Here is a 24,355-nt window from a genome sequence, read left to right on the forward strand (position 1 = left end):
CGTGCCACGATCGGGTCATGCAGCGTGATCTCTTCGAGGCCGACCACGACGCGTTCCGCGAGATGGTGCGCAGGTTCTTCGCCGACGAGGTGGTGCCCAAGCACTCGCAGTGGGAGTCCGAAGGGGCCGTCCCCAGGGAGGTCTGGACCGCCGCGGGTGAGCTGGGCATGCTCGGCTTCGACATGCCCGAGGAGCACGGCGGCGGCGGGCAGCGCGACTTCCGGTTCAACACCGTGGTCGGCGAGGAGCTCGTGCGCACCGGCTCGACCGGGTGCGGCTTCGGCCTGCACACCGACGTCGTCGGCCCGTACCTGCGCGAGCTGGCCACGGAGGAGCAGAAGGCGCGCTGGCTGCCCGGGTTCTGCTCGGGCGAGCTGATCACCGCTATCGCGATGAGCGAGCCCGGCGCCGGTTCCGACCTCCAGGGCATCCGCACGCACGCGCGCCGTGACGGCTCCGACTACGTGCTCAACGGCTCGAAGACCTTCATCACCAACGGCATCAACTCGGATCTGGTGCTGGTCGTGGCCAAGACCGACCCGGAGGCCCCCGGCAGCAAGGGACTGAGCCTGCTCGCCGTGGAGCGCGGGATGGCCGGGTTCTCCCGTGGCCGCAACCTCGACAAGATCGGCCTCAAAGCGCAGGACACCGCCGAGCTGTTCTTCGAGGACGTGCGCGTGCCCGCTGAGAACCTGCTCGGCGAGGCCAACCGCGGCTTCTACCACCTGATGGCGATGCTGCCGCAGGAGCGGATCTCCGTCGCCGTCGGCTCGATCGCCACGGTGAGCACCGCGCTGGAGCTGACCAAGGAGTACGTGCGCGGGCGCAAGGCGTTCGGGCGCAGTGTCGGCGCGTTCCAGAACACCCGCTTCGAGCTGGCCGAGCTGGAGACGGAGTACTGGGTCACCCAGGTCTTCCTCGACCGCTGCGTGCGCGACCTCAACGCCGGGAAGCTGTCCGCCACCGACGCGGCCATGGCCAAGCTGTGGACCTCCGAGCTGGCCAGGAAGGCCGCCGACCGGTGCCTCCAGCTGCACGGCGGCTACGGCTACATGAGCGAGTACCAGATCTCCAAGCTGTTCCTCGACGGGCGCGTGCAGGCGATCTACGCGGGCACCAACGAGATCATGAAGGAGATCATCGGCCGGTCGCTCGGCCTGGAAGAGCGGCCGTGACCGAACTCCTCGGCCGCCCCGTCGCGGCCGTGCAGCGCAAGGTCCTGGGCACGCTCACCACGAGCCAGGTCCTCGGCGGGGTCGGCGTGGCCACCGGTGTCACCGTCAGCTCGCTGGCGGCGGCCTCCCTGTCCGGCTCCGAGGTGGTCGGCGGGCTCGCCCAGACCAGCGCGGTGATCGGCGCGGCGCTGCTGTCGCTGCCCGCCGCGCGCTTGGCCGAGCGCAGGGGCCGCCGTCCCGCGCTGATCATGGGCTACGGCCTGGCCGCGATCGGTGCCGCGCTGGCGGCCACCGCGATCGCGCTGGGCTCGTGGCCGCTGCTGCTCGCCGCGCTCGTGCTGGTCGGCGGGGGCAGCACCGCCAACCTGGCGGCCCGCTACGCCGCGACCGACCTCGCCGCCCCGGAGCGCAGGGCCCGATCGCTGTCGCTGGTGGTGTGGGCGACGACGATCGGGTCGGTGGCGGGCCCCAACCTCGCCGAGCCCGCGCAGCGGCTGGCGGGCTGGCTCGGCATCGCGGAGCGCTCCGGCCCGTTCCTGGTGTCGGTGCTGGGTTTCAGCGCCGCGGCGGCGTGGGTGTGGTTCGGTCTGCGGCCCGATCCGCTGGTGCTGGCGCGGTCGGTCGAGGTCGTCGACCCCGCTCCGTCCTGCCCCGCGCACGGGGCCCCGCTGCGGTGGACCGGCAAGCTCGCCAAGCTTCACCCGATGGGGTGGTTGGCGCTGGCGGGGATCGTGCTCTGCCACACCGCGATGGTCGGGCTGATGACCATGACGCCGGTGCACATGGACCACGGCGGCGCCTCGTTGAGCCTGGTCGGAGTGGTGATCAGCCTGCACATCGCCGGGATGTACGCGGCGAGCCCGGTGTTCGGGTGGATGGCCGACCGCTGGGGCCGGGTGCCCGTGCTCGCTCTGGGGGCGGGGCTCGTGGTGGCGGCGGCCGGTGTTGCGGGGACAGCCTCCTCGCCTTCCGAAGACCCGCTTGCGGGGTCGAGCATGAGCACGGCGCCGCAGCTCATTATCGCTTTGGTGCTGCTCGGGTTCGGCTGGTCCGCCGGGCTGGTGTCCGGGTCGGCGCTGCTCACCGAGTCCGTTCCGCTGGCCGATCGGCCCGCCCTGCAGGGCATGTCCGACCTGGCGATGAACGTCGGCGGCGCGCTCGGCGGGCTCACGGCGGGCCTGGTGGTGACCGTGTGGTCCTACCAGGTGCTCGGCCTGCTCGTCGGCGTGCTCGCGCTGCCGTTGCTGGTGCTCTGCCTGCTCAGCGCTTTCGGTTCTGGCGGAACCAGATCAGTCCGTAGACGATCACGCCGATGAGGCCGCCCGCCATGATCAGCTGGCCGAGCGGCGAGGAGAGGCCGGTGGGGTCGTCTTCGGTGAACACGCGCCGAGCGTAGCCTTGCTCGCGATGCGTATCACCCTTTTCCGCAGCCGGATGACCGACGAGTTCGGCCAGGTCCGCGCCGAGCTGATGGCCAGCACCCACGTGTTCTCCTCCCTCGGCGGCCGCACCGTCGAGGAGGCCATGGAGGCCGGGATGGACCCGAAGAGGATCTGGCTCGCCGTGTGCGAGGCCTTCGACGTCCCACCGGAACGGCGCTGACCAGCGCTTCTCCTCGCCGCCTCACCCTGTGGCGTGTCTCGACTGGACTCGAACACCTGTTCGGCTATGGTGTTGTCCACATCGGCACCAGCTATCCACAGATCCCGACCTCTCCGCGCTGACTGTCAGACCTACGCCGTAGCGTCGACCACGACCCGGTAGAGGGCCCCATCTGACGGCAAAAGGCGAGGCAGTGAAGCAAGGCAGGAAGCCCATGGCAGCGGTAGCACCCGACCGGGACAAGGCTCTTGAGCTTGCCCTGGCCCAGATCGACAAGCAGTTCGGCAAGGGATCGGTGATGCGCCTCGGTGAGGACACCAGGCCACCGGTCGCGGTGATCCCCACCGGCTCCATCGCCCTGGACGTGGCGCTGGGCATCGGCGGCCTGCCCAAGGGCCGCGTCGTCGAGGTGTACGGGCCGGAATCCTCCGGTAAGACGACGGTCGCGCTGCACGCGGTCGCCAACGCCCAGCGCCTCGGCGGCATCGCGGCGTTCATCGACGCCGAGCACGCCCTGGACCCCGAGTACGCCAAGGCGCTCGGCGTGGACACCGACGCGCTTCTGGTGTCCCAGCCGGACACCGGTGAGCAGGCGCTGGAGATCGCCGACATGCTCGTGCGCTCCGGCGCGCTGGACATCCTGGTCATCGACTCCGTGGCGGCCCTGGTGCCGCGCGCGGAGATCGAGGGCGAGATGGGTGACAGCCACGTCGGTCTGCAGGCCCGGCTGATGAGCCAGGCGCTGCGGAAGATGACCAGCGCGCTGAACAACTCCGGCACCACCGCGATCTTCATCAACCAGCTGCGCGAGAAGATCGGCGTCATGTTCGGCAGCCCCGAGACCACCACCGGTGGCAAGGCGCTGAAGTTCTACGCGTCGGTGCGGCTGGACGTCCGGAGGATCGAGACCCTGAAGGAGGGAACCGACGCGGTCGGCAACCGCACCAGGGTCAAGGTCGTGAAGAACAAGATGGCCCCGCCGTTCAAGCAGGCGGAGTTCGACATCCTCTACGGCCAGGGCATCAGCCGCGAGGGCTCCCTGATCGACATGGGCGTCGACCAGGGCATCGTCCGCAAGTCCGGCGCCTGGTACACCTACGAGGGCGACCAGCTCGGCCAGGGCAAGGAGAACGCCCGCAAGTTCATGCGGGAGAACCCCGATATCGCCAACGAGGTCGAGAAGCGCATCAAGGAGAAGCTGAACATCGGCCAGCAGGTCGTGGTGGAGGGCGAGGACGCCGCGCCCGCCCCCGTCGAGTTCTAGCCCTTTCCGCGCAGCGCGACCGCGTTCGTCCTCCCGCCCGGGGTGCCGCTGGGGCGCCGGTGCTCCCGAGCCTGGGAGCCCAGGTGCTCCGGCACCCCGGCGGGAGGGAACGCCAGGACCGAGGTGATCTCCCATGACCCGGCCCGATCGTCCCCGGCGCCGCTCCGGCTCCGGTTTCGGCGGCGGTTCCGGCTTTGGCCGCTCCGGCACTGGTCGCTCCGGCCGTTCCGCTGCCGGTCGCTCCGGCTCTGACGCTCCCGACGGCCCCGGCCCTGGCGATGGCACGGGTGCTTCGGCCGAGCGTCGGCAGCAGGCTCCGCGTGACCCGGTGGAGCACGCGCGCGACATCTGCCTGCGGCTGCTCACGGTGCGCCCTCGCACCCGCGTGGAGCTGGAACAGGCGTTGCGGCGCAAGGAGATCCCCGAGGACGTGATCGCGGCGGTGCTCGACCGCTACAGCGACCTCAAACTGGTCGACGACGCCGCGTTCGCCGAGCTGTGGGTGCGCTCCCGGCACACCCACCAGGGCATGGCCCGCCGCGCCCTCGTCGCCGAACTGCGCCGCAAGGGCGTCGACGGCGAGACCGCGGCCGAAGCGGCGTCCACAGTGGACAGTGAGGCCGAGGAGGAGCGGGCGCGCGCCCTGGTCCGCCGCAAGATCCCCTCGGTGCTCCGCGTCGACGAGACCGCCCGTGTCCGCCGCCTCGTCGGCATGCTCGCGCGCAAGGGCTACCCCGAAGGCATGGCCTACCGCGTCGTCCGCGACGAACTCCGCGAAGCAGGATCCGAAACCACCCTCCTGGACGACTAGCCCCCGTTTCCCCGCACCTGCCAGGAGTACAAGACGGAACTCCTGCTTCGGCGTCTCATTCCGTTCCGTACCCATCACGGGAGAGGGCGCTCGCAGGGGCCGTCAGGCTCTGTCCTGCAAGTCATCAGGTTCGTTGGTCTTCAAGCAAGACCGCAGGGTTTGCGGCGGTTAGCGATGATCAACAGAGGGGTTTGCGGGTCTTGAAGACACCCCAACCCCGGCGGCACCGTGACCGGGATGCACAGCGCAACCACTTACGGGACAGGCGCCAGGAGTGCGGAACGGGGAAAGCGGGGGCGGGAATCACGTTGGGGGTCGGGGCGGGGTGTGCCTAGGCTCGGTGCGGTGACGAGCCTTGGGATGGCGCTGAGCGCCAAGCACATTGTCTGGGACTGGAACGGGACACTGCTCGACGACAACGACGCGGTGCTGGCCGCCGTGAACGACGTCTGCTCGGGGTTCGGTCGCCAAGCGCTCACCCTGGACGAGTGGCGCGGACTGTTCAGCCGCCCGCTGCTCCAGTGCTACGAGCGCGTTCTGGACCGCCCGCTGAGCACCGACGACTGGGCTCGGATCGACGGGCTCTACCACGACCGCTACGAGCGGCTGCTGCACACGTGCGGGCTCGCGCGCGGAGTTCCTGAGCTGCTGCACGAGTGGCGGGACGCGGGGCGCACCCAGTCGCTGCTGTCGATGTGGTTCCACGACCGGCTCGTCCCGCTGATCACCGAGATGGGGCTGCTCGACCTCTTCCAGCGCGTGGACGGCCTGCGCACGGAGGTGGGCGGTGACTCCAAGGCCGACCACCTCGCGCACCACCTCCAGGCGCAGGAGATCGACCCGGCCGACGCGGTGCTCATCGGCGACGTGGTGGACGACGCGTTCGCGGCCCAGCAGGTCGGCGCGCGCTGCGTCCTCGTCACGACCGGCGTGATGAGCCGCGCGGCCCTGGAAGCCACGGGAGCCCCTGTCGCCGACTCCATCCCCGAAGCCCTGCAACTGATCCAGCCCGCCTAGGGCTGTCCGCGCACGGGCGGCGACGACCGCCCGTGCGCGATGTGTCAGCGGAGCGCGGCGGCTTCCTTCGCGAGCGCCTCGACGGCGGACCAATCGCCCGCGACCACAGCGGACTTCGGCGTGAGCCAGGAACCGCCGACGCAGCCGACGTTCGGCAGCGCCAGGTACTTCGGCGCGCTCTGCGGGGTGATGCCGCCGGTCGGGCAGAACCTCAGGTGCGGGAGCGGTCCGCCGAGGCCCTTGAGGAACTCCGCGCCACCGCTGGGCTCGGCGGGGAAGAACTTCAGCGCCTCCACACCCTGCTCGGCCAAACGCATCGCTTCGGAGACAGTGGCGGCGCCGGGCAGGAACGGCAGCCCGGTGTCCTTCACGGCCGCGAGCAGCGTGTCCGTGGTACCGGGCGTGACGAGGAACCGCGCGCCTGCCGCAGCGGACTTGGCGGCGTGCTCCGGGGCTGTCACGGTGCCCGCGCCGAGCACGATGTCCGGAACCTCTTCGGCGATCCGCTCGATCGCGGCCAGCGCGGCGGGCGTGCGCAGGGTGACCTCGATGACGCCGATGCCCCCGCGCAGCAGCGCTTGGGCCAGCGGCACCGCGTGCGCTTCGTCCTCGATGACCACCACCGGCACGACGGGGGAGAGGTCGAGCAGTTCGAGTGACGTTGTCACCGGGAAGCCTCCACGTGCGTCTGGTTCTGGTCCATCGTGCCGAACGCGATCGCGCCACCGTCGGCAGGGCCGACCGCGCGGCGCAACGCGGTGAACAGCTCGCGTCCGGTGCCGATCCACTCGTCGTCGCTGGGCGGGCCGTCGACGATCTCGCGCGCGTTCAGTTCGGCGTCGCCGACCAGCACCTCAAGCGCGCCGTTCTCGGCGTCCAGCCGGATCATGTCACCGTCGCGCACCTTGGCGAGCAGTCCGCCCGCAGCGGCCTCCGGGGTGACCTGGATGGCCGCCGGGATCTTTCCGGAGGCGCCGGACATCCGGCCGTCGGTCACCAGCGCGACCTTGAAACCCCTGTCCTGCAACACACCCAGCGACGGGGTGAGCCCGTGCAGCTCCGGCATGCCGTTGGCCTTCGGCCCCTGGTTGCGCAGTACGACGACCATGTCGCCGGTGAACTCGCCAGCCCGGAACGCGGCGCTGAACTGGGCCTGGTCGGTGAACACGCGCGCGGGAGCGAGCACGATCCGGTGCTCCGGCTTCACCGCCGACACCTTGATGACCGCGTTGCCCAGGTTGCCGTGCAGCACACGCAGTCCACCGTCGGCCGCGAAAGGCTTGGTGTGCGGGCGAAGCACCGACTCATCACCGCTAACCGCAGGCGCGTCGACCCACCGCAGCTCTCCGTCGACCACCTCGGGCTGCTGGCGGTAGCGGTCGAGCCCGAAGCCCGCGACCGTCTTCACGTCGCCGTGCACCAGACCGGCGTCGAGCAGCTGCCCGACGAGGTACGGCACACCGCCTGCGGCGTGGAAGTGGTTGATGTCCGCGGAACCGTTGGGGTACACGCGGGTCAACAGTGGGACGACCGCTGACAGGTCGGAGAAGTCGTCCCACGTGAGCTTGATGCCCGCAGCCGCCGCGATGGCGACCAGGTGCATCGTGTGGTTGGTCGAGCCACCGGTTGCCAGCAGCGACACGACGCCGTTGACGACAACGCGCTCATCGACCAGTTCACCGACCGGTGTGAACTCGTCGCCGCCGTTGGTCATCTCCAGCACACGGCGCCCAGCGTGCTCGGTCAGCGCGCGGCGCAACGGTGTGTTGGGCGCGACGAAGGAGGCGCCGGGCAGGTGCATGCCCATGACCTCCATGACGAGCTGGTTGGAGTTCGCGGTGCCGTAGAACGTGCACGTGCCGGGCGAGTGGTACGAGGCGGCCTCGGCGTCGAGCAGGTTCTTGGTGTCAGCACGGCCCTCGGCGAAGAGCTGGCGGACAGCGCTCTTCTCCGGGTTGGACAGGCCGGAGGCCATGGGGCCGGCGGGGATCAGCATCGTCGGCAGGTGCCCGAAGGACAGCGCCGCGATCATCAGGCCGGGCACGATCTTGTCGCAGACGCCCAGCAGCAGCGCGGCGTCGAACATGTCGTGCGACAGCGCGACACCGGTCGCCATCGCGATGACCTCGCGGCTGAACAGCGACATCTCCATGCCCGCGCGGCCCTGGGTGATGCCGTCGCACATCGCGGGCACACCGCCGGCGAACTGCGCGACACCGCCCGCCGCGCGGATGGAGTCCTTCAGCCAGTCCGGGTACTCCGCGAACGGCTGGTGGGCGGAGAGCATGTCGTTGTAGGAGGAGACGATCGCGACGTTGGCGCCGCGCAGCTCGCGCAGGGACTGCTTGTCCTCGCCGAGGCAGCCCGCGAAGCCGTGCGCGAAGTTGCTGCAGCCCAGTGCGCCACGGGCCGGGCCCTCGGACGCGGCGGCGGCGATCTTGCGCAGGTACGCGGAGCGGGTGCGTTCGCTGCGGGCTGCGATGCGCTCGGTCACCGCGGCGATCGCCGGGTGCAAGGGCGCGTTCATCTACGGATCTCCTCGTCGTTGTCACGGACTCGAAAGGGGTGTTTCGGGCCGGTTGACGACGACGATGGCGCCACTCGGGTGCGACAGACCTCACACTCTACGGGTTACACGTAGGTAACCACAAAAACGATCCAGAAGGTTGACATCCCGGTTGCGGAAACGCTGTGCCGCAGGTCACTCTCTTGTAGCGACGCCGCGCCGCCTTGAGGGTGATCTCGATCACCGTTGCGATCAATGGGGGTTCGCGGCGTGTGTCCCTTGTCACACGGGGGTGAGCGGGTGCAGAGTCTGCCCACCACCACGATGCGCCGACGGAGGTGTTCGGCATGCCGAACACGGAACTGACTGCCCTGCAACGCTCCATCGACGAGCTGCGCCAGACGATGTCCGCTCTCCGCGGGCGGTACGGCGACACCCCTGCTGTGCGACGCATCGCGAACGACATCGAACGGCTGGAGATCGACGCCGCCGAGCTGGCAGGCGGGCGCATGGCCCCCATGCCGAGGCACGCCGAGATGGTCGTCGTCCCGGACACGCCGTACGACCCGCAGCTGTGGGACGGCGCGGACGACGAAGGCGTCGGAGGTTATCGCCCGCACCGCAGATGAGCGTTCGGTCCGCGGTCGGGTCCTGCCGTCCGTAGGACTGGTGTCCCGACCGCGCAGACCGAGGACACTATGACCGCTTCAACCGGCCCCACCGGCCGGGCGCGCATCGAGGCGCGCACGCTTCGCACCGACCGGTGGTGGCTGTCGCCGTTGTTGACCGCTGCGGGGCTGACGGCGTTCGTCGTCTACGGTCTCGTCCGCACCTTCTCCAACGCGAACTACTGGGTTCCCCAGTACAACTACCTCGCGCCGTTCTACTCGCCGTGCCTGTCCGACGCCTGCGTCGAGGGCGCGGCGCACTTCGGCAGGTGGTTCCCGGACCTGGGCTGGCTGATCACGCCACCGCTGTTCGTGCTGCCCTTCGTGCTCGGGTTCCGGTTCACCTGCTACTACTACCGCAAGGCCTACTACCGCTCGTTCTGGCTGTCCCCGCCCGCGTGCGCGGTGGCCGAACCGCACGCGAAGTACACCGGTGAGCGGCGTTTCCCGCTGGTGATGCAGAACCTGCACCGGTACTTCTTCTACGCGGCGATCCCCGTCGCGGGCGTGCTCACCTACGACGCGGTGATCGCCTTCAAGGGCGCCGACGGTGGCGTCGGTGTCGGGCTCGGCACGCTGATCATGCTGGTCAACGTCTCGTTGATCTGGGCCTACACCCTGTCCTGCCACTCGTGCAGGCACATCGTCGGCGGCAAGCTGACCCACTTCTCCCGCCACCCGGTCCGGTACCGGCTCTGGACGATGGTCTCCAAGCTCAACGGCAAGCACATGCAGCTCGCCTGGGCCTCGTTGATCTCCGTCGGGCTCACCGACCTCTACGTGGCGCTGGTGGCCAGCGGCGTGCTGACGGACCTGCGGTTGTTCAACTGAAGAGCGAGGGTTTTGCTTCTATGACTGAGATCGAGCGCCACGCCTACGACGTCGTGGTGATCGGTGCCGGTGGGGCCGGGCTGCGCGCGGCGATCGAGGCGCGGGAACAGGGCAAGCGCGTCGCGATCGTCTGCAAGTCGCTGTTCGGCAAGGCCCACACCGTGATGGCCGAGGGCGGTATCGCCGCCGCGATGGGCAACGTGAACTCCCGGGACAACTGGCAGGTCCACTTCCGCGACACCATGCGCGGCGGGAAGTTCCTCAACAACTGGCGGATGGCCGAGCTGCACGCGCGCGAGGCCCCGGACCGCGTGTGGGAGCTGGAGACCTACGGCGCGCTGTTCGACCGCACCAAGGACGGCAGGATCAGCCAGCGCAACTTCGGCGGGCACGAGTACCCGAGGCTCGCGCACGTCGGCGACCGCACCGGCCTGGAACTGATCCGCAGCCTCCAGCAGCAGATCGTGTCGTTGCAGCAGCAGGACTTCCGCGCCACCGGTGACTACGAGGCGCGCATCAGGGTCTTCGCCGAGTGCACGATCACCGAGCTGCTCAAGGACGGCGATGCGATCGCGGGCGGTTTCGGCTACTGGCGGGAGACGGGCCGCTTCGTGCTCTTCGAGGCGCCCGCGGTCGTGCTGGCCACGGGCGGCATCGGCAAGTCCTTCAAGGTGACCTCGAACTCCTGGGAGTACACCGGCGACGGTCACGCGCTCGCACTGCGCGCGGGGGCCAGCCTGATCAACATGGAGTTCATCCAGTTCCACCCCACGGGGATGGTCTGGCCGCCCAGCGTGAAGGGCATCCTGGTCACCGAGTCGGTGCGCGGGGACGGCGGCGTGCTGCGCAACTCCGAGGGCCGCCGGTTCATGTTCGACTACATCCCCGAGGTGTTCAAGGACAAGTACGCCGACAACGAGGCCGAGGCCGACCGCTGGTACACCGACCCGGACAGCAACCGCAGGCCCCCTGAGCTGCTGCCCCGGGACGAGGTCGCGCGTGCGATCAACTCCGAGGTCAAGGCCGGGCGCGGAACCCCGCACGGCGGCGTTTTCCTCGACGTGTCAACGCGCCTGCCCGCCGAGGAGATCCGGCGCAGGCTGCCGTCGATGCACCACCAGTTCAAGGAGCTGGCCGACGTCGACATCACGGCCGAGGCGATGGAGGTCGGCCCGACCTGCCACTACGTCATGGGCGGCGTCGAGGTCGAGCCGGACACCGCGCAGTCCACCGTGCCGGGGCTGTTCGCCGCGGGCGAGGTCGCGGGCGGCATGCACGGCTCGAACCGGCTCGGCGGCAACTCGCTGTCGGACCTGCTGGTGTTCGGGCGCAGGGCAGGGCTCGGGGCATCGTCCTATGTGGACGGTCTCGCGGCGAGGCCGTCGATCCAGCAGTCCGATGTGGACAGTGCGGCGCGGTGGGCGCAGGCCCCGTTCGACGCGGCCGAGGGCGGTGAGGTGGAGAACCCGTACACGGTGCACACCGAGCTGCAGCAGTCGATGAACGACCTCGTCGGCATCATCCGCAAGGGCGGCGAGATCGAGAAGGCGCTGGAGAAGCTGGAGGAGTTCAAGGTCCGCGCGCGCAACGCCGCGGTCGAGGGGCACCGGCAGTTCAACCCCGGCTGGCACCTGGCGATCGACCTGCGCAACATGATCCTGGTCAGCGAGTGCGTCGCCAGGGCCGCGCTGCTGCGCACGGAGAGCAGGGGCGGGCACACCCGCGACGACTTCCCCGGCATGGACCCGTTGTGGCGCAAGCAGTTGCTGCGCTGCGAGGTGGAGGGCGACGGGGTCTCGGTGACCAGCCTGCCGCAGCTGGAGATGCGCTCGGACCTGCTCGACCTCTTCGAGCGCGAGGAGCTGCAGAAGTACTACACCGACCCCGAACTGGCCGGACACCGGGAGCTTCCATGAGCTACAAGGCGAACTTCCGCGTGTGGCGCGGGGACGACGAGGGCGGCGAGCTGACCGACTTCGTGGTGGAGGTCAACGAGGGTGAGGTCGTCCTCGACATCATCCACCGCCTCCAGGCAACGCAGGCGCCCGATCTCGCGGTGCGGTGGAACTGCAAGGCGGGCAAGTGCGGCTCGTGCTCGGCGGAGATCAACGGCCGCCCGCGCCTGCTGTGCATGACCCGCATGTCCACCTTCACCGAGGAAGAAACGATCACCGTGACGCCGCTGCGCACGTTCCCGGTGATCCGCGACCTCGTGACCGACGTGTCCTACAACTACACGAAGGCGCGCGAGGTCCCCTCGTTCAAGCCGCCGGAGGGGCTGAAGCCGGGCGAGTACCGCATGCAGCAGGTCGACGTGGAGCGCTCGCAGGAGTTCCGCAAGTGCATCGAGTGCTTCCTGTGCCAGAACACCTGCCACGTCGTCCGTGACCACGAGGAGAACAAGCAGTCCTTCTCCGGCCCCAGGTTCCTCATGCGCATCTCAGAGCTGGAGATGCACCCGCTGGACACCGAGGACCGCGTGGAGACCGCTCAGGCCGACCACGGGCTTGGTTTCTGCAACATCACCAAGTGCTGCACCGACGTCTGCCCCGAGCACATCCAGATCACCGACAACGCGCTGATCCCCTTGAAGGAGCGCGTGGCGGACCGCCGCTACGACCCGCTCCAGCACCTGTTCCGCCGCATCCGCAAGAAGTGACCGTTGTACCCAATGTGGCATTTGTTGCGTCTGACGTAACAAATGCCACATTGGGTACACAACTCCCGCCGACGTGGTGAGCGGAGATCCGCCCACCCCGCCCACGCGGTTGTCGTCCACCACCACTGCGCGCCACGCTTGAAAGCGGGGGGACCCCCAGGCGTACGAAAGCCACCCTCGCTCGCGCGCTCGGTGTTGTGGCGACGACTTGGGCTATGCCTCGCGCCTTCGTGACGACGGCGAACCCTCACCGAGCGCCGGGGGTTTTGTGGCGGTTGGCGATGATCGAGAAGGGGGTTTGGTGGTCTTGAAGACTGGCGGACCCCGGCGGCTCTGCGGTTGGGACGCGCGGCTCAGCCGCTCGCAGGACAGCGGTTAGCGCGGGGGAGGGGTGGTCGTGGCGGTGGTGCTGGAGGGCGTGGTGGTGACGGGCGCCGGGCTCAGCACGGGCGGGGTGGGGGCGGGCTCGGCGGTGCCGTAGACCTCGCCGTACATCCGCGCCCAGGAACCGTCCTGGAACGCCTTCTTCAGCATCGCTTCGAGCTGGCGCCGGAGTTCCTTGTCGCGCGCCGGGATGCCGATGTAGTAGCCCTCGTCGGTGAGCTTGACGCCGAGGACCTTCAACGCGCCCTTGGCCTGCCCCGCGTAGCCGCGCAGCACTGCGTCGTCGGCGGAGAAGGCCGAGACGCGGCCCGCCTGCAAGGACTCCACGCAGCGGCTGCCCAGGTTCTCCTCGACCACGTTCTGCGTCACCCGCGCGGCCTTGAGCTTCTGCGCCGCGCCGGTCTCGGCGACCACGCACACCGGCTTGTCGGCGAGCTGGGCGGCCGTGGTGATCCCGCTGTCGGAGCGGACCAGCAGGTCCTGCGCCACCTTCAGGTACGGGCCGACGAAGGCGATCTGCGGCTGCGGCTGGTTGGTCTTGATGGCGCCGACCACCAGGTCCACGTCACCGCTGCGCAGCGAGTTCAGCCGGGTGTCCAGGCTCGCGGATCGGTAGCGCACCGGGTCCGGGTCCTTGAGACCGATCTCCTTGGCGATGGCCGCCGACAGCTGCGTGTCGAAGCCGGAGTACTTGCCGTTGCCCTGTTCCTGCACCGACACCCCCGGCAGGCTGTCGGTGGTGCCCATGAGCAGGCGCCCGTTCTGCCGGATCTTGTCGATCGTCGGCGAGCCGGAGCCGTCCTCGGTGACCGAGGTCCTCGGCGCCTCGGTGGGCGTCGGCGTCTCGGACGAACCGCCACCACACGCCGCGAGGGGGAGAACCCCCATCACGACCGCCGCAGCGAGTGCGGATCGACGGTGCATGGGCATTTCTCCCCCTCGCGGGTCGTACCGGGTCCAGAGCACCCTAGAGGGTGCCACCTCCCGTGTTCTCGCCGGTCCGCATACCGGTGAACTCCATGCCGGGTGCCTGCTCCTCGATCGGGCCGCCGCCGACCGTCGGACGGCCCCTGCGGGACAGCCGCTTCTCCAGCCAGGTGGCGAAGGTGGTCAGCAGGGTGTTCATCACGACGTAGATCAGGCCGACGACGACCAGGGTCGCGATGACGTTGTTGTGGTAGTTCGCCGCGATCGGCCGGATCGTGCGCAGCAGCTCGGAGAAGGTCAGGATCGCGCCGCCGAGCGCGGTGTCCTTGAGGATGACCACGAGCTGGCTGACGATGGCCGGCAGCATCGCCGTGACCGCCTGCGGCAGCAGGACGATCCGCATGGTCTGGCCCTTGCGCAGGCCCAGCGCGGAGGCTGCCTCGCCCTGGCCGCTCGGCAGGGACAGGATGCCCGCGCGGACGATCTCGGCCATGACCGAGCCGTTGTACAGCACCAGACCGGTCACCACGGCGAACAGCGGCCTGGAGTCGCGGTCGAGGTCGGTGTAGAGCGAGAACAGCTCGGAGGCGAAGACCATCAGCAGCAGCACCGGGATGGCGCGGAAGAACTCCACCACCGCACCCGCGGGCACGCGGATCCACTTGTGGTCCGACAGCCGGGCGATGCCGAAGACGAAGCCGATCGGCAGGGCGAGCACCACGGACAGGAACGCGGCGAAGAGGGTGTTGCCGAGGCCCGGCAGCAGGAACTGCGTCCAGACCCGGCCGTCGCTGACGAACGGCGACCACAGCTCGGGGGCGAGCTGCCCCTTCTCGCTCAGCGTGGCCAGGACCCACCAGGCGAGGGCGACCGCGACGACACCGAAGACGACGGTGTAGCCGATGTTGCGGGCCCTGGCCTTGGGGCCGGGGGCGTCGTAGAGGACGGAGGGGGCGCTCATCGCTTCACCGCCACCTTCTTGGCGAGGGCGCCCAGCAGCAGGCCGGTGGGCAGGGTCAGGGCCACGAAGCCGAGCGCGAAGGTCGCGAAGACCAGCAGCAGGGCGTCGCTCTCGTTCTCGACCATCTCCGCCATCAGCAGCGAGGCCTCGGCGACGCCGATGGCGCTGGCGACCGTGGTGTTCTTCGTCAGCGCGATCAGCACGCTGGCCAGCGGCGCCACCACGGAGCGGAAGGCCTGCGGCAGCACCACGATGGTCAGGGTCTGGGTGAAGCCGAGGCCGAGCGCCCTGGAGGCCTCGGCCTGGCCGACCGGGACGGTGTTGATGCCCGAGCGCAGCGACTCGCAGACGAACGTCGCGGTGTAGGCGACGAGCCCGAGCACGGCGAGCCAGAAACCGTTGTCCGCCAGCGAGGTCGGGGACCCCTGCTTGGCGAGGACCAGGCCGAGCGTGTCGCTCAGACCGAGCGAACAGCCGATGATGATCACCGTGAGCGGGATGTTGCGCACGATGTTGACGTAGCCGGTGCCGAAGGCCCGCATGATCGGGGCGGGCGCCACCCGCATCGCGGCGAGAACGGTTCCCCAGATGAGCGAGCCCACCGCTGAGTAGAAGGTCAGTTGCACGGTGCCCCAGAACGCTCCGAGCACGTCGTATTCGCTCAGAAAGTCCAGCATGGTCTCCCTCGGCGGGTCCTTGAAAGCGCTGTGCCGGGTGCGGTTGTGCGCACCCGGCACAGCGGAGTCTGACGAACTTGTGGCGCTAGGAGGTCACTTCTCGGTGATCTCCGGCGGGCTCGGGATCTTGTAGCCCGACGGGCCGAGGTGCTTCTCCAGCGAGGCCTTCCAGGAACCGTCGGCGTACATCTTCTCCAGCGCCTTGTTGATGGCGTCGCGACCGACGGTGTCGCCCTTCTTCAGGCCGACGCCGATGCGCTCCTTGGTGAAGGGCTTGCCGACCAGCTTGAACTTGCCGGGGTTGGCCGCCGACAGGCCCGCGAGGATCGAGTCGTCGGTGGAGACCGCGTCCAGCGCCTTGTTCTCCACACCGGTCAGGCACTCGGAGTAGCCGCCGTACTCCTTGAGCTGCGCCTGGTTGGCGAACTTGTCCTTGACCGCCTGCGCCGAGGTCGAACCCTTGACCGAGCAGAGGTTCTTGCCGTTGAGCGACTCGGGGCCGGTGATCGAGTTGTCGTCCGCGCGCACCAGCAGGTCCTGGCCGGGAAGCAGGTACGGCCCCGCGAAGGAGACCTCCTCCTTGCGCTTGTCGGTGATCGAGTAGGTGGCGGCGATGAAGTCGACGTCACCCTTCTTGATCATCGACTCGCGCTGGGAGGACTGGGCCTCGACGAAGGTCAGGCCGCTCTCCTCGACACCCAGCTCCTTGGCGATGTACTTCGCCACGTCGATGTCGAAGCCGACGAACTTGCCGTCCGGCGTCTTCAGGCCGAGGCCGTTCTGGTCGATCTTGACGCCGATGACGAGCTTCTTGCTGCTCTTGGCCTTCTCGACGAGGTTGTCGCCACCGCCGCCGCTCTTGCCACCGCCACAGGCCGCCAGCACCGCGAGCGCGGCGACCGCCGCACCGATCCGCAGTCCCTTGCTGAAACGCATCTGCTTCCTTCTTTCGACTCTGCTGACTCTCTCGGACGCCGCCCGCGTCCGCCTGCTATCAGGATGATCAGTGCGGCAGGATCTTGCCGAGAAAGTCCTTGGCGCGATCGGAGCTGGGGGCGGTGAAGAACTCTTCCGGGGTGGTGTCCTCGACGATCTCGCCGTCGGCCATGAACACCACGCGGTCGGCCGCCTTGCGGGCGAAGCCCATCTCGTGGGTGACCACGAGCATGGTCATGCCCTCCTTGGCCAGCGTGGTCATCACGTCCAGGACCTCGTTGACCATCTCCGGGTCCAGCGCGGAGGTGGGCTCGTCGAAGAGCATCACCTTCGGCTTCATCGCCAGCGCGCGGGCGATGGCCACCCGCTGCTGCTGACCGCCGGAGAGCTGCGCGGGGTACTTGTCGGCCTGGTTGGCGATGCCGACCCGCTCCAGCAGCTGCTGGGCGAGCTTGCGGGCCTCGTCCTGCTTGACGCCCCTGACCTTCATCGGCGCGAGCATCACGTTCTCGATGATGGTCTTGTGCGAGAAGAGGTTGAACTGCTGGAAGACCATGCCCACGTCGGCGCGCAGCGCGGCGAGCGCCTTGCCCTCCTCGGGCAGGCGGTCGCCGTCGACCTCGATGTCACCGGAATCGATCGGTTCGAGACGGTTGATGGTCCGGCACAGCGTGGACTTGCCAGAGCCGGACGGACCGAGTACCACCACCACCTGACCCTTGGGCACTTCGATGTTGATGCCCCTGAGCACGTGCAGCGGCCCGAAATGCTTGTCCACTCCCGCCATCCGGATCATCGGCGGGGTGGGGGCAGCTGCGGTCATCGGCGCTCCTCGTCGACAAGGGTGATTCAGTTGGCGGAAACCTAGGTGTGGGTGACCACACCAGTCCAGATCGGTTGAGCAAGACTTAGGGTCTCAACTCTGTCACGGATGAGCCTCGCAGGCTCAAGGGAGGTACCACCCGTGAGGGTACTGCTCGTCGAGGACGACGACCGCGTCGCCGAGGCGCTGGAACCGGCCCTCACCAGGCGCGGGATGACCGTGTCCCGGCTGCCCGGCGGTAAGGGAGTCCTGGAGAGCCTGTCCGATGTGGACGTGGTGTTACTGGACCTCGGACTGCCCGATGTGGACGGTGTCGCGCTGTGCCGCGCGATCAGGGCGGCCAGCGATGTGGCGATCATCGTCGTCTCCGCCAGAGGAGAGGTCGACGACCGCATCCTCGGGCTGCACGCGGGCGCGGACGACTACCTGGTGAAGCCCTACGACGTGGGCGAGCTGATGGCGCGGGTGCAGGCGGTGCGCCGCCGCCGCGGCCACGCGGGCACCGACGACGTCGTCAAGATCGGTGATGTCGAGGTGCACCTGAACCGGCACGAGGTTCGCGTTTCGGGCGAGGCGATCGCCTTGTCCCGCAAGGAGTTCCAGATGCTCGCGCTGCTGGTGGCCGCGCGCGGCTCGGTGTGCACGCGGGAGCGGATCATCTCCGAGGTCTGGGGCCGGACCTGGTCAGGGGTGAACCGGACGCTGGACGTGCACGTGGCCACGCTGCGCACCAAGCTCGGCCGCCCGGACCTCATCGAGACCGTGCGCGGGGTGGGCTACCGCCTCGCCGCCGCGACCCCGGCCGGGTAACCCGATCGAGTGGATCTTCGCTGTGGTTCGGGTGTCCGGTAAGGGTTTCGCGGCAGTGGGTGCCGCTGGAAGGGTGGTCGGGTGCGTTCCCGGTTGCTGACGACGGTGCTGTCCCTGCTCGTGCTCGTGCTCGCGGGGCTCGGCGTCCCGCTCGCGGCCACGGTGGCGGGTGCTGAGCAGCAGCGGTTGTTCCTGGACCGGCTGACCGACGTCACCCGCTTCGCGTCGCTGGCCCAGCGGCCGATCATCGACGACCAGCCCTCGGTGATCGAGCGCGAGCTGCGCCGCTACGACGAGGTCTACCGGATCGCGGTGGCCATCACCGACCGGGACGGCACCGTGGTCGCGCGCTCGCGGCCGGGCCTGGAGCTGACCGACCGCGAGGTGATCGACCGCGTCGGCCTCGCGCTGGCCGGGCGGCACTCCGAGCCGGGCGAGCTGATGCTGCCGTGGCACGACGCGCCGCTGGTGCTGGCCGCCCCGGTGCTGGCCGACGGCGAGGTGCGCGGCGCCGCGCTGATCATCTCGCCGACGTCGTCGGCGCGCGGGCGGGTCGTCGTGTGGTGGGGCGCGCTGCTGCTGGGCAGCCTGCTGGCGCTCGGCGCGGGCATCCTGTTCGCGCTGCCGGTGGTCCGCTGGATCCTCAAGCCGGTGCAGCGACTGGACCAGGCCACGGGGAAGATGGTGACCGCGCTGGTCATGGGGCGCCCGGTGGAGCCGGTCGGCGGCAACGGCGGCCCGCCGGAGCTGCGGATGCTGACCCGCTCCTTCGAACAGATGGCCGCGGCGGTCGGGGACGTGCTGGCCGCGCAGCGGGCCTTCGTCGCCGACGCCTCGCACCAGCTGCGCAACCCGCTCACCGCGCTGCGGCTGCGGCTGGGCAACCTGGAGGGCCACGTCGACGCCGAGGCGGAGGTGCACCACGAGGCCGCCATCGAGGAGACCGACCGGCTGAACCGCCTGCTGGACGAGCTGCTGGTGATGGCGCGGGCCGAGGCCAGCTCGCTGGAGCCGGTGCCGATCGACGTCGACGACATCGTCATCGAGCGGTTGCAGGCGTGGAGCGCGGTCGCCGACTCCCGGCACGTCGAGCTGGTGCAGACCGGCGAGACCGACCTCGTCGCGATGCTCACCCCGCGCGGTATGGAGGGCATCCTGGACGCGCTGCTGGACAACGCGCTGAAGTTCACCCACGACGGCACCGTCGTCGAGGTGGGCGCGCGGCGGGTGGACAACCGCGTCGAGCTCAGCGTGCGCGACGAGGGACCCGGCCTGCGGCAGAAGGAGCTGGAGCGGGCGACCGACCGGTTCTGGCGCAGCCCGAGCCACCAGAACGTGCCCGGTTCCGGTCTCGGCCTGGCGATCGTGACCCGGATCGTGGCGCGCGTCGACGGCAACGTCCGCCTGGAGCTGCCCAAGGGCGGCGGCCTGCGCGTCGTGGTGACCATGCCGCTGGCCCCGCCGGAGCGCTCGATCCGCTCGATCCGCTAGCCCGCCCGGTCCCGTGCGGGGTGGGGGGTCTTCAAGACCGGCGAACCCCTCCGTCGATCATCGTCAACCGCCTCGAACCCGGCGGCCTTGCGGGGTTTGCTGTCGTTGGAGACGGTTGGGGTGGGGGTTGGGTGGTCTTGAAGACCGGCGAACCCCTGCGCGCCGCCGCACACCTCGGGCCGGTCGCCCGGGGGCTTAGAGCTTCGCCGAGCGGTAGTAGTTGACGGCGCCGGGGTGCAGCGGGAGCGGGTCGGTCTCCACTGCTCCGCGCACGTCTATGGTGCGCGCCGCCGAGTTCGCGCTGACCAGATCGGGCAGCGAGGCGTAGACGCTGCTGGTCAGCGCTTCGGCCACGTCGTCGCGCATCGAGGCCGTCACCACGAGGAAGTTGCGCACCACCAGGGTCGCCACCGGCCCGGAGGCGAGGTCGTAGATGGAGGCGGGCAGGCTCGCCGCCCCGTAGCCGGGATAGCGCTTGCGCAGCTCCGGCAGCACGTCGGAGAGGTCGATCATGCGCAGCTTGACCGCCTTCGACAGCGCGCCCACCGCCTCGGTCGGCAGGCCGCCGGACCAGAAGAACGCGTCGATGCGGCCCTCGCGCAGCGCGGTCGCGGAGTCGGCGACGCCGTACTGCACCGCGACGAGGTCCTTCTCCACCCGCACCTTCGCCGTGTCCAGCAGGCGCTGCGCGATGACCTGGACGCCGGAGTTCATCGCGCCGATCGACACGCGCTTGCCGCGCAGGTCGGAGAGCTTGCGCATGGGGGAGTCGGCGCGCACCACGATCTGCAGGTAGTCGTCGTGCATCCGGGTCAGCGTGCGCAGCCCGTTGGCCGCGAGCGCCGGGTTGGTGGCCTCCCGCGCGAACTCGTCGGAGGCGGTGTCGCCCTGCGAGAAGCCGACCTGCGCACGGCCCTCGCGCAGCATCCGCAGGTTGTCCACCGAGCCCTCGGTGGCCAGCACCTCCGGTGGCCGGATCGCCAGCTGGCGGCTCCACACCGTGGCGAGGGTGTTGCTCAGCCCGTAGTAGACGCCGCCGCGGGCGCCCGCCGCCACCTTGAGCCGCAGGTCGGCGAAGCTCGCCTGGCAGCCGGCGAGCAGGCTCGCCACCACAAGGACGAGGGCCGTCAGCGTTGTCCTCCGAAGCACCCGCACATGGTGCCAGGACAACGGCCCATATCAATTCCAGATCAATGACGAGTTCGGTGAGCGGGCGAATTCGGTGGCGGTCCCGGCCGCCGATGGCCCACGATCGCCCGGTGGAAGCGGTGCTCCAGCTCGTGCGCACGTCGTGGACCAAGCGGTCTCGCGGCGGTGAGGAGGCCGCGCGCCGCAATGCCGCTCCCGTCGCCTTCGCGCTGCCGCCGAGCACACGGGCGCCGTTCGCGCACGAGGTCCTGATGGATGAGCACGACGAGTTCTCCCCGAGGTCCACGACCCGGGAAGACGTGTCTGACGTGGGCGTTCAGCTCCGCGAGGTCGACGGCCTGCTGAGGGTCGAGCTGGTCGTGTCGCCGTACGGCATGCCGAAGCGGAGGCGTCGCCCGCCCGCGGTGCGGCTCGCGCGCGGGGAGTGGCTGCGGTGGCAGGTCAACTACCGCTTCGCGAGCCCGTGTTCCTGCGGCGGTCAGTGGTCCTACCGCATGGACACCTTCAACATCGCTCATGGAACGCCGAGCGCTGAGGTCTTCCTCGGTGAGCCGTCGCGTCACGTCAGCGAGCTGGCCGCCCTGCGCTGACCGCCGGACGCGCGGTGCCTACCATGCTCAACGGGCACCTCCTCGCGGCCCGCAGTGACCCTGCTCGCGGCTGCCGCGCTGAGGACTGCCGCTGACCAGGGGATATGGTGGAACGCGTGAGCACGATGCAGGACCCTCGCACCTACGCGATCAAGACGTACGGCTGCCAGATGAACGTGCACGACTCCGAGCGCCTCTCCGGGCTGCTGGAGGACGCCGGGTACGTCCGCGCCGACGAGCAGGACGTCGCCGACGTGGTCGTGTTCAACACCTGCGCGGTGCGCGAGAACGCGGACAACCGCCTCTACGGCAACCTGGGCCACCTGCGCCCGGTGAAGACCGAGCACCCGGACATGCAGATCGCGGTCGGCGGCTGCCTCGCGCAGAAGGACCGCGGCGAGATCGTCAAGCGCGCGCCCTGGGTCGACGTCGTCTTCGGCACGCACAACATCGGCTCGCTGCCCGCGCTGCTGGACCGGGCGCGGCACAACGCCAAGGCCGAGGTGGAGATCCTGGAGTCGCTGGAGGTCTTCCCCTCCGCGCTGCCCGCGCGCCGCGACTCCGCGCACTCCGGCTGGGTGTCGATCTCGGTGGGCTGCAACAACACCTGCACCTTCTGCATCGTCCCTTCTTTGCGGGGCAAGGAGAAGGACCGCCGCCCCGGCGAGGTGCTGGCCGAGGTCGAGGCACTGGTCGCCGAGGGCGTGCTGGAGGTGACGCTGCTCGGCCAGAACGTCAACTCCTACGGCGTGGAGTTCGGCGACCGCTTCGCCTTCGGCAAGCTGCTGCGCGCCTGCGGCGACATCGAGGGTCTTGAGCGCGTGCGCTTCACCTCCCCGCACCCCAAGGACTTCACCGACGACGTGATCGCGGCGATGGCCGAGACGCCCAACGTCTGCCACCAGCTGCACATGCCGTTGCAGTCCGGTTCCGACCGCGTGCTCAAGGCGATGCGGCGCTCCTACCGCAGCGAGCGCTACCTCTCGATCATCGAGAAGGTGCGCGCGGCCATGCCAGACGCGGCGATCACCACCGACATCATCGTCGGCTTCCCCGGGGAGACCGAGGAGGACTTCCAGGCGACCCTGGACGTGGTGCGCGCGGCCCGCTTCTCCAACGCCTTCACCTTCCAGTACTCCAAGCGCCCGGGAACGCCCGCCGCCGACATGGACGAGCAGCTGCCCAAGGCCGTCGTGCAGGAGCGCTACATGCGCCTGATCGAGGTGCAGGAGCAGGTCGCCTGGGAGCTCAACAGGGAGATCGTCGGCCGCAGGCTGGAGGTCCTCGTGGCTGAGGGCGAGGGCCGCAAGGACACCGAGACCCGCCGGATGAGCGGTCGCGCGCGGGACGGTCGTCTCGTGCACTTCGCGCCGACCGGTTCGGTGGTGGACCGCGAGATCCGGCCCGGGGACATCGTGGAGACCGTGGTGACCTACGGCGCCCCGCACCACCTCAACGCCGACGGCGATCTGCTGGCGCACCGGCGCACCAGGGCGGGCGACCACTGGGAGGCCGGAATCCGCCCGAAGACCTCCGGCGTCAGCCTCGGCCTGCCCGGCTTCGGCACCCCGCAGCCCCTGCCCGCCGTTGCTGAGAACGGGTGCGCGGTCCGGTGACGGCGAACGGGAACGACTTCGAGCAGTTCCACGCGGACCTGCGCCAGGTCGAGCACCGGGTGAACCGCCGCATCGACCCCGGCATGCGCGCGGTGCGGATCGCGGTCGCGGTGCTTGTCGTGCTGCTGACCTCGGTGCTGCCGTGGGTCGGCGACACGCCTGGCTGGCAGGTGCTCTTCGGCGACGTGCGGGTCGGCGTGCTGCCGGTGCTGTTCGCGGCCTTCCTGCTCGGCGTCGGCGTGCTCGGCTCCGGGCTGGCGCTGGCGCTGCGGAACTGGGCGCTGGCCTGGGTGTGCGCGGTCGGCGGCTGCGCGGCGGCGGTGCTCGGCATGCTCTCCATCTGGACCCAGCAGACCGGCAGGTCGAACAAGGTGCCGGGGCCCGGACCGGGGTTCGGTCTCGTTCTCGCCGAGCTGGCCGCGATCGCGCTGGCGATCATGTGGGTGAAGGTCGCCAGCTCCCGCCGCTAGCGCCCTAGAGGTCCCACTGGATGCCGAAGGTGCCCGGTCCGACGTCCAGCCCCACTGCGTGCACGGCCCCGGCGGGGCTGATGGTGAGCGCCCTGCGGCGGAACTGGGTCGGCTGCTCCAGCGGAGCGCTGATCTGGGTGCAGCGGCGGGGCGGCGCGGCCGGGTCGAACTGCACCTCGGCCAGGTAGTCGCGCACGGGCCTGCGGAACTTGCGGGTGAACACGTCGGAGCTGTGCCCGCTCATGCCCGCCGGATTGACCAGGTCGTACTCCATCATGATCGTCTCGCCCCTGGCGAGCGGGACCTCGAAGAGCAGTTCGGCGACCATCAGGCCGGTGTCGTCGACGGCGCTCCGGCCGAGCGCGCAGTGTCGCAGCGGCACCAGTTCGGCGGCCTCGCCGAGGGGGTGGCCGGGCGCGTAGACGACCACCCAGCGGTCGACCCCGTCGGCGTCGGCGCGCAGCACCTGGCGCACGCGCACACCGCGCTGGGCGCCGGAGGCGTCGACCTCGACGAGGTCGTGCTGGCTGAGCCGGGTGAGCAGCGCGTCCGAGCTGGTGTCTACTGTGGACAGAAGGGTGGCCAGGCCGTCCTTCGCCGTCCACATCTCCTCGATGGCGGGCGCGCTGGTCGTGCTCGGCGCGTACCTGCCGCGCGGCCGGGGCGGGCCCACCAGCGCGCGCAGCGCGGACGGCGCGAGGCCGAGCACGCCCTCCAGGTTGGCCAGCACGGCGAAGGACGCGTCGCCCTCGGGCTGGCGGCGGCCGGACTGCCAGTTGCTCAACGTCGCGACGCTGACCGACGCTCCCCTGGCGCGCAGGCGGTACTGCACCCGGTCCAGGCTGAGCCCGCTCGCCTGGATCACCGCGCGCAGCGCCGCCGGGAACGGCCCGGTGCGCAGCAGTTCGGTGAGTTCCGGGGAGGGCTCCGGCACCGCGAGGGCGTTCTGGTTGCCTGCGGTCAGCGTCATGGATTCGAATCCCACGTG

The 24,355-nt window shown here is 69.8% G+C and carries 25 protein-coding genes; 15 read left to right on the forward strand and 10 right to left on the reverse strand.

From position 1 onward, the window contains the following. Window positions 1-17: 17 nt before the first annotated feature. The gene (locus tag ABD798_RS15445; protein WP_344875212.1) at window positions 18-1,175 is read left to right on the forward strand and encodes an acyl-CoA dehydrogenase family protein; all 1,158 of its coding nucleotides are present in this window, start codon (window positions 18-20) and stop codon (window positions 1,173-1,175) included. Continuing rightward, a complete protein-coding gene (locus tag ABD798_RS15450) occupies window positions 1,172-2,491 on the forward strand; it encodes an MFS transporter (RefSeq protein ID WP_344875214.1) in 1,320 nt (439 codons plus the stop codon). Before ABD798_RS15445 ends, ABD798_RS15450 begins: the two co-directional genes overlap by 4 nt. Here the strand turns inward: ABD798_RS15450 and ABD798_RS15455 are convergent. Continuing rightward, a complete protein-coding gene (locus ABD798_RS15455; RefSeq protein ID WP_344875216.1) occupies window positions 2,436-2,558 on the reverse strand; it encodes a hypothetical protein in 123 nt (40 codons plus the stop codon). The genes ABD798_RS15450 and ABD798_RS15455 overlap by 56 nt on opposite strands. A gap of 24 nt (window positions 2,559-2,582) precedes the next feature. On the opposite strand from ABD798_RS15455, the gene ABD798_RS15460 reads away from it, so the two are divergent. The 4 genes from ABD798_RS15460 to ABD798_RS15475 all read left to right on the forward strand — a co-directional run bounded on the left by ABD798_RS15460 (window position 2,583) and on the right by ABD798_RS15475 (window position 5,869). Next, the gene (locus ABD798_RS15460; protein ID WP_344875218.1) at window positions 2,583-2,777 is read left to right on the forward strand and encodes a DUF3046 domain-containing protein; all 195 of its coding nucleotides are present in this window, start codon (window positions 2,583-2,585) and stop codon (window positions 2,775-2,777) included. Window positions 2,778-2,991: 214 nt separating this feature from the next. After that, window positions 2,992-4,041 (forward strand): recombinase RecA, encoded by a 1,050-nt coding sequence (recA, locus tag ABD798_RS15465; RefSeq protein ID WP_254236766.1) that lies wholly within the window; start codon window positions 2,992-2,994, stop codon window positions 4,039-4,041. Window positions 4,042-4,174: 133 nt separating this feature from the next. Further along, window positions 4,175-4,852: a regulatory protein RecX gene (locus tag ABD798_RS15470; RefSeq protein ID WP_344875222.1), complete on the forward strand. Its 678-nt coding sequence runs from the start codon at window positions 4,175-4,177 to the stop codon at window positions 4,850-4,852. 345 nt (window positions 4,853-5,197) lie between these two features. Beyond that, window positions 5,198-5,869 (forward strand): HAD family hydrolase, encoded by a 672-nt coding sequence (locus tag ABD798_RS15475; RefSeq protein ID WP_344875224.1) that lies wholly within the window; start codon window positions 5,198-5,200, stop codon window positions 5,867-5,869. Between the two features lie 44 nt (window positions 5,870-5,913). Here ABD798_RS15475 and eda read toward each other — a convergent pair whose 3' ends face one another. Both eda and edd read right to left on the reverse strand, forming a co-directional pair. Then, window positions 5,914-6,537: a bifunctional 4-hydroxy-2-oxoglutarate aldolase/2-dehydro-3-deoxy-phosphogluconate aldolase gene (gene eda / locus ABD798_RS15480; RefSeq protein ID WP_344875226.1), complete on the reverse strand. Its 624-nt coding sequence runs from the start codon at window positions 6,535-6,537 to the stop codon at window positions 5,914-5,916. After that, window positions 6,534-8,396: a phosphogluconate dehydratase gene (gene edd / locus ABD798_RS15485; protein WP_344875228.1), complete on the reverse strand. Its 1,863-nt coding sequence runs from the start codon at window positions 8,394-8,396 to the stop codon at window positions 6,534-6,536. Before edd ends, eda begins: the two co-directional genes overlap by 4 nt. A 326-nt stretch (window positions 8,397-8,722) precedes the next feature. On the opposite strand from edd, the gene ABD798_RS15490 reads away from it, so the two are divergent. From ABD798_RS15490 to ABD798_RS15505, 4 genes are all read left to right on the forward strand, one after another. Then, window positions 8,723-9,004 carry a hypothetical protein gene (locus ABD798_RS15490; RefSeq protein ID WP_344875230.1) on the forward strand — a complete coding sequence of 94 codons (282 nt, stop codon included), beginning with the start codon at window positions 8,723-8,725 and terminating at the stop codon, window positions 9,002-9,004. A gap of 69 nt (window positions 9,005-9,073) precedes the next feature. Further along, window positions 9,074-9,874, forward strand: coding sequence for a hypothetical protein (locus tag ABD798_RS15495; RefSeq protein ID WP_344875232.1), 801 nt, complete (start codon window positions 9,074-9,076; stop codon window positions 9,872-9,874). A gap of 20 nt (window positions 9,875-9,894) precedes the next feature. Further along, on the forward strand, window positions 9,895-11,790 hold the full coding sequence (locus ABD798_RS15500; protein ID WP_344875234.1) for a fumarate reductase/succinate dehydrogenase flavoprotein subunit: 1,896 nt from the start codon (window positions 9,895-9,897) through the stop codon (window positions 11,788-11,790). Continuing rightward, entirely contained in the window at window positions 11,787-12,533 is a 747-nt protein-coding gene (locus ABD798_RS15505) for a succinate dehydrogenase/fumarate reductase iron-sulfur subunit (RefSeq protein WP_344875235.1), read from the forward strand. Before ABD798_RS15500 ends, ABD798_RS15505 begins: the two co-directional genes overlap by 4 nt. A gap of 375 nt (window positions 12,534-12,908) precedes the next feature. Here ABD798_RS15505 and ABD798_RS15510 read toward each other — a convergent pair whose 3' ends face one another. From ABD798_RS15510 to ABD798_RS15530, 5 genes are all read right to left on the reverse strand, one after another. Further along, entirely contained in the window at window positions 12,909-13,841 is a 933-nt protein-coding gene (locus ABD798_RS15510; RefSeq protein ID WP_344875237.1) for a transporter substrate-binding domain-containing protein, read from the reverse strand. Between the two features lie 43 nt (window positions 13,842-13,884). Next, window positions 13,885-14,805, reverse strand: a complete 921-nt coding sequence (locus ABD798_RS15515; RefSeq protein ID WP_344875239.1) for an amino acid ABC transporter permease — start codon at window positions 14,803-14,805, stop codon at window positions 13,885-13,887. Continuing rightward, a complete protein-coding gene (locus ABD798_RS15520; protein ID WP_344875241.1) occupies window positions 14,802-15,482 on the reverse strand; it encodes an amino acid ABC transporter permease in 681 nt (226 codons plus the stop codon). The genes ABD798_RS15515 and ABD798_RS15520 overlap by 4 nt, the downstream gene beginning before the upstream one ends. Window positions 15,483-15,575: 93 nt before the next feature. After that, entirely contained in the window at window positions 15,576-16,418 is an 843-nt protein-coding gene (locus ABD798_RS15525; protein ID WP_344875243.1) for a glutamate ABC transporter substrate-binding protein, read from the reverse strand. A gap of 67 nt (window positions 16,419-16,485) precedes the next feature. Beyond that, window positions 16,486-17,214: an amino acid ABC transporter ATP-binding protein gene (locus ABD798_RS15530; protein ID WP_344875770.1), complete on the reverse strand. Its 729-nt coding sequence runs from the start codon at window positions 17,212-17,214 to the stop codon at window positions 16,486-16,488. A 168-nt stretch (window positions 17,215-17,382) separates the two neighbouring features. Here ABD798_RS15530 and ABD798_RS15535 point away from each other — a divergent pair, with 168 nt between their 5' ends. Next, window positions 17,383-18,051 (forward strand): response regulator transcription factor, encoded by a 669-nt coding sequence (locus ABD798_RS15535; RefSeq protein ID WP_086828266.1) that lies wholly within the window; start codon window positions 17,383-17,385, stop codon window positions 18,049-18,051. Between the two features lie 81 nt (window positions 18,052-18,132). After that, complete coding sequence (locus ABD798_RS15540; RefSeq protein WP_344875246.1) at window positions 18,133-19,542, forward strand: sensor histidine kinase; 1,410 nt, start codon at window positions 18,133-18,135, stop codon at window positions 19,540-19,542. Between the two features lie 195 nt (window positions 19,543-19,737). Here ABD798_RS15540 and ABD798_RS15545 read toward each other — a convergent pair whose 3' ends face one another. Beyond that, window positions 19,738-20,691, reverse strand: coding sequence for a TAXI family TRAP transporter solute-binding subunit (locus tag ABD798_RS15545; protein ID WP_344875248.1), 954 nt, complete (start codon window positions 20,689-20,691; stop codon window positions 19,738-19,740). 110 nt (window positions 20,692-20,801) lie between these two features. Here ABD798_RS15545 and ABD798_RS15550 point away from each other — a divergent pair, with 110 nt between their 5' ends. The 3 genes from ABD798_RS15550 to ABD798_RS15560 all read left to right on the forward strand — a co-directional run bounded on the left by ABD798_RS15550 (window position 20,802) and on the right by ABD798_RS15560 (window position 23,367). Continuing rightward, window positions 20,802-21,281 (forward strand): hypothetical protein, encoded by a 480-nt coding sequence (locus ABD798_RS15550; protein WP_344875250.1) that lies wholly within the window; start codon window positions 20,802-20,804, stop codon window positions 21,279-21,281. A gap of 125 nt (window positions 21,282-21,406) precedes the next feature. Continuing rightward, a complete protein-coding gene (miaB, locus tag ABD798_RS15555; RefSeq protein ID WP_344875772.1) occupies window positions 21,407-22,897 on the forward strand; it encodes a tRNA (N6-isopentenyl adenosine(37)-C2)-methylthiotransferase MiaB in 1,491 nt (496 codons plus the stop codon). After that, complete coding sequence (locus ABD798_RS15560; protein ID WP_344875252.1) at window positions 22,894-23,367, forward strand: Rv2732c family membrane protein; 474 nt, start codon at window positions 22,894-22,896, stop codon at window positions 23,365-23,367. The genes miaB and ABD798_RS15560 overlap by 4 nt, the downstream gene beginning before the upstream one ends. Window positions 23,368-23,371: 4 nt before the next feature. Here the strand turns inward: ABD798_RS15560 and ABD798_RS15565 are convergent, their stop codons facing one another. Then, the gene (locus ABD798_RS15565) at window positions 23,372-24,337 is read right to left on the reverse strand and encodes a helix-turn-helix domain-containing protein (protein ID WP_344875254.1); all 966 of its coding nucleotides are present in this window, start codon (window positions 24,335-24,337) and stop codon (window positions 23,372-23,374) included. Window positions 24,338-24,355: the final 18 nt, after the last annotated feature.

This window comes from Allokutzneria multivorans, from assembly GCF_039537405.1.
Classification (GTDB): Bacteria; Actinomycetota; Actinomycetes; order Mycobacteriales; family Pseudonocardiaceae; genus Allokutzneria; species Allokutzneria multivorans.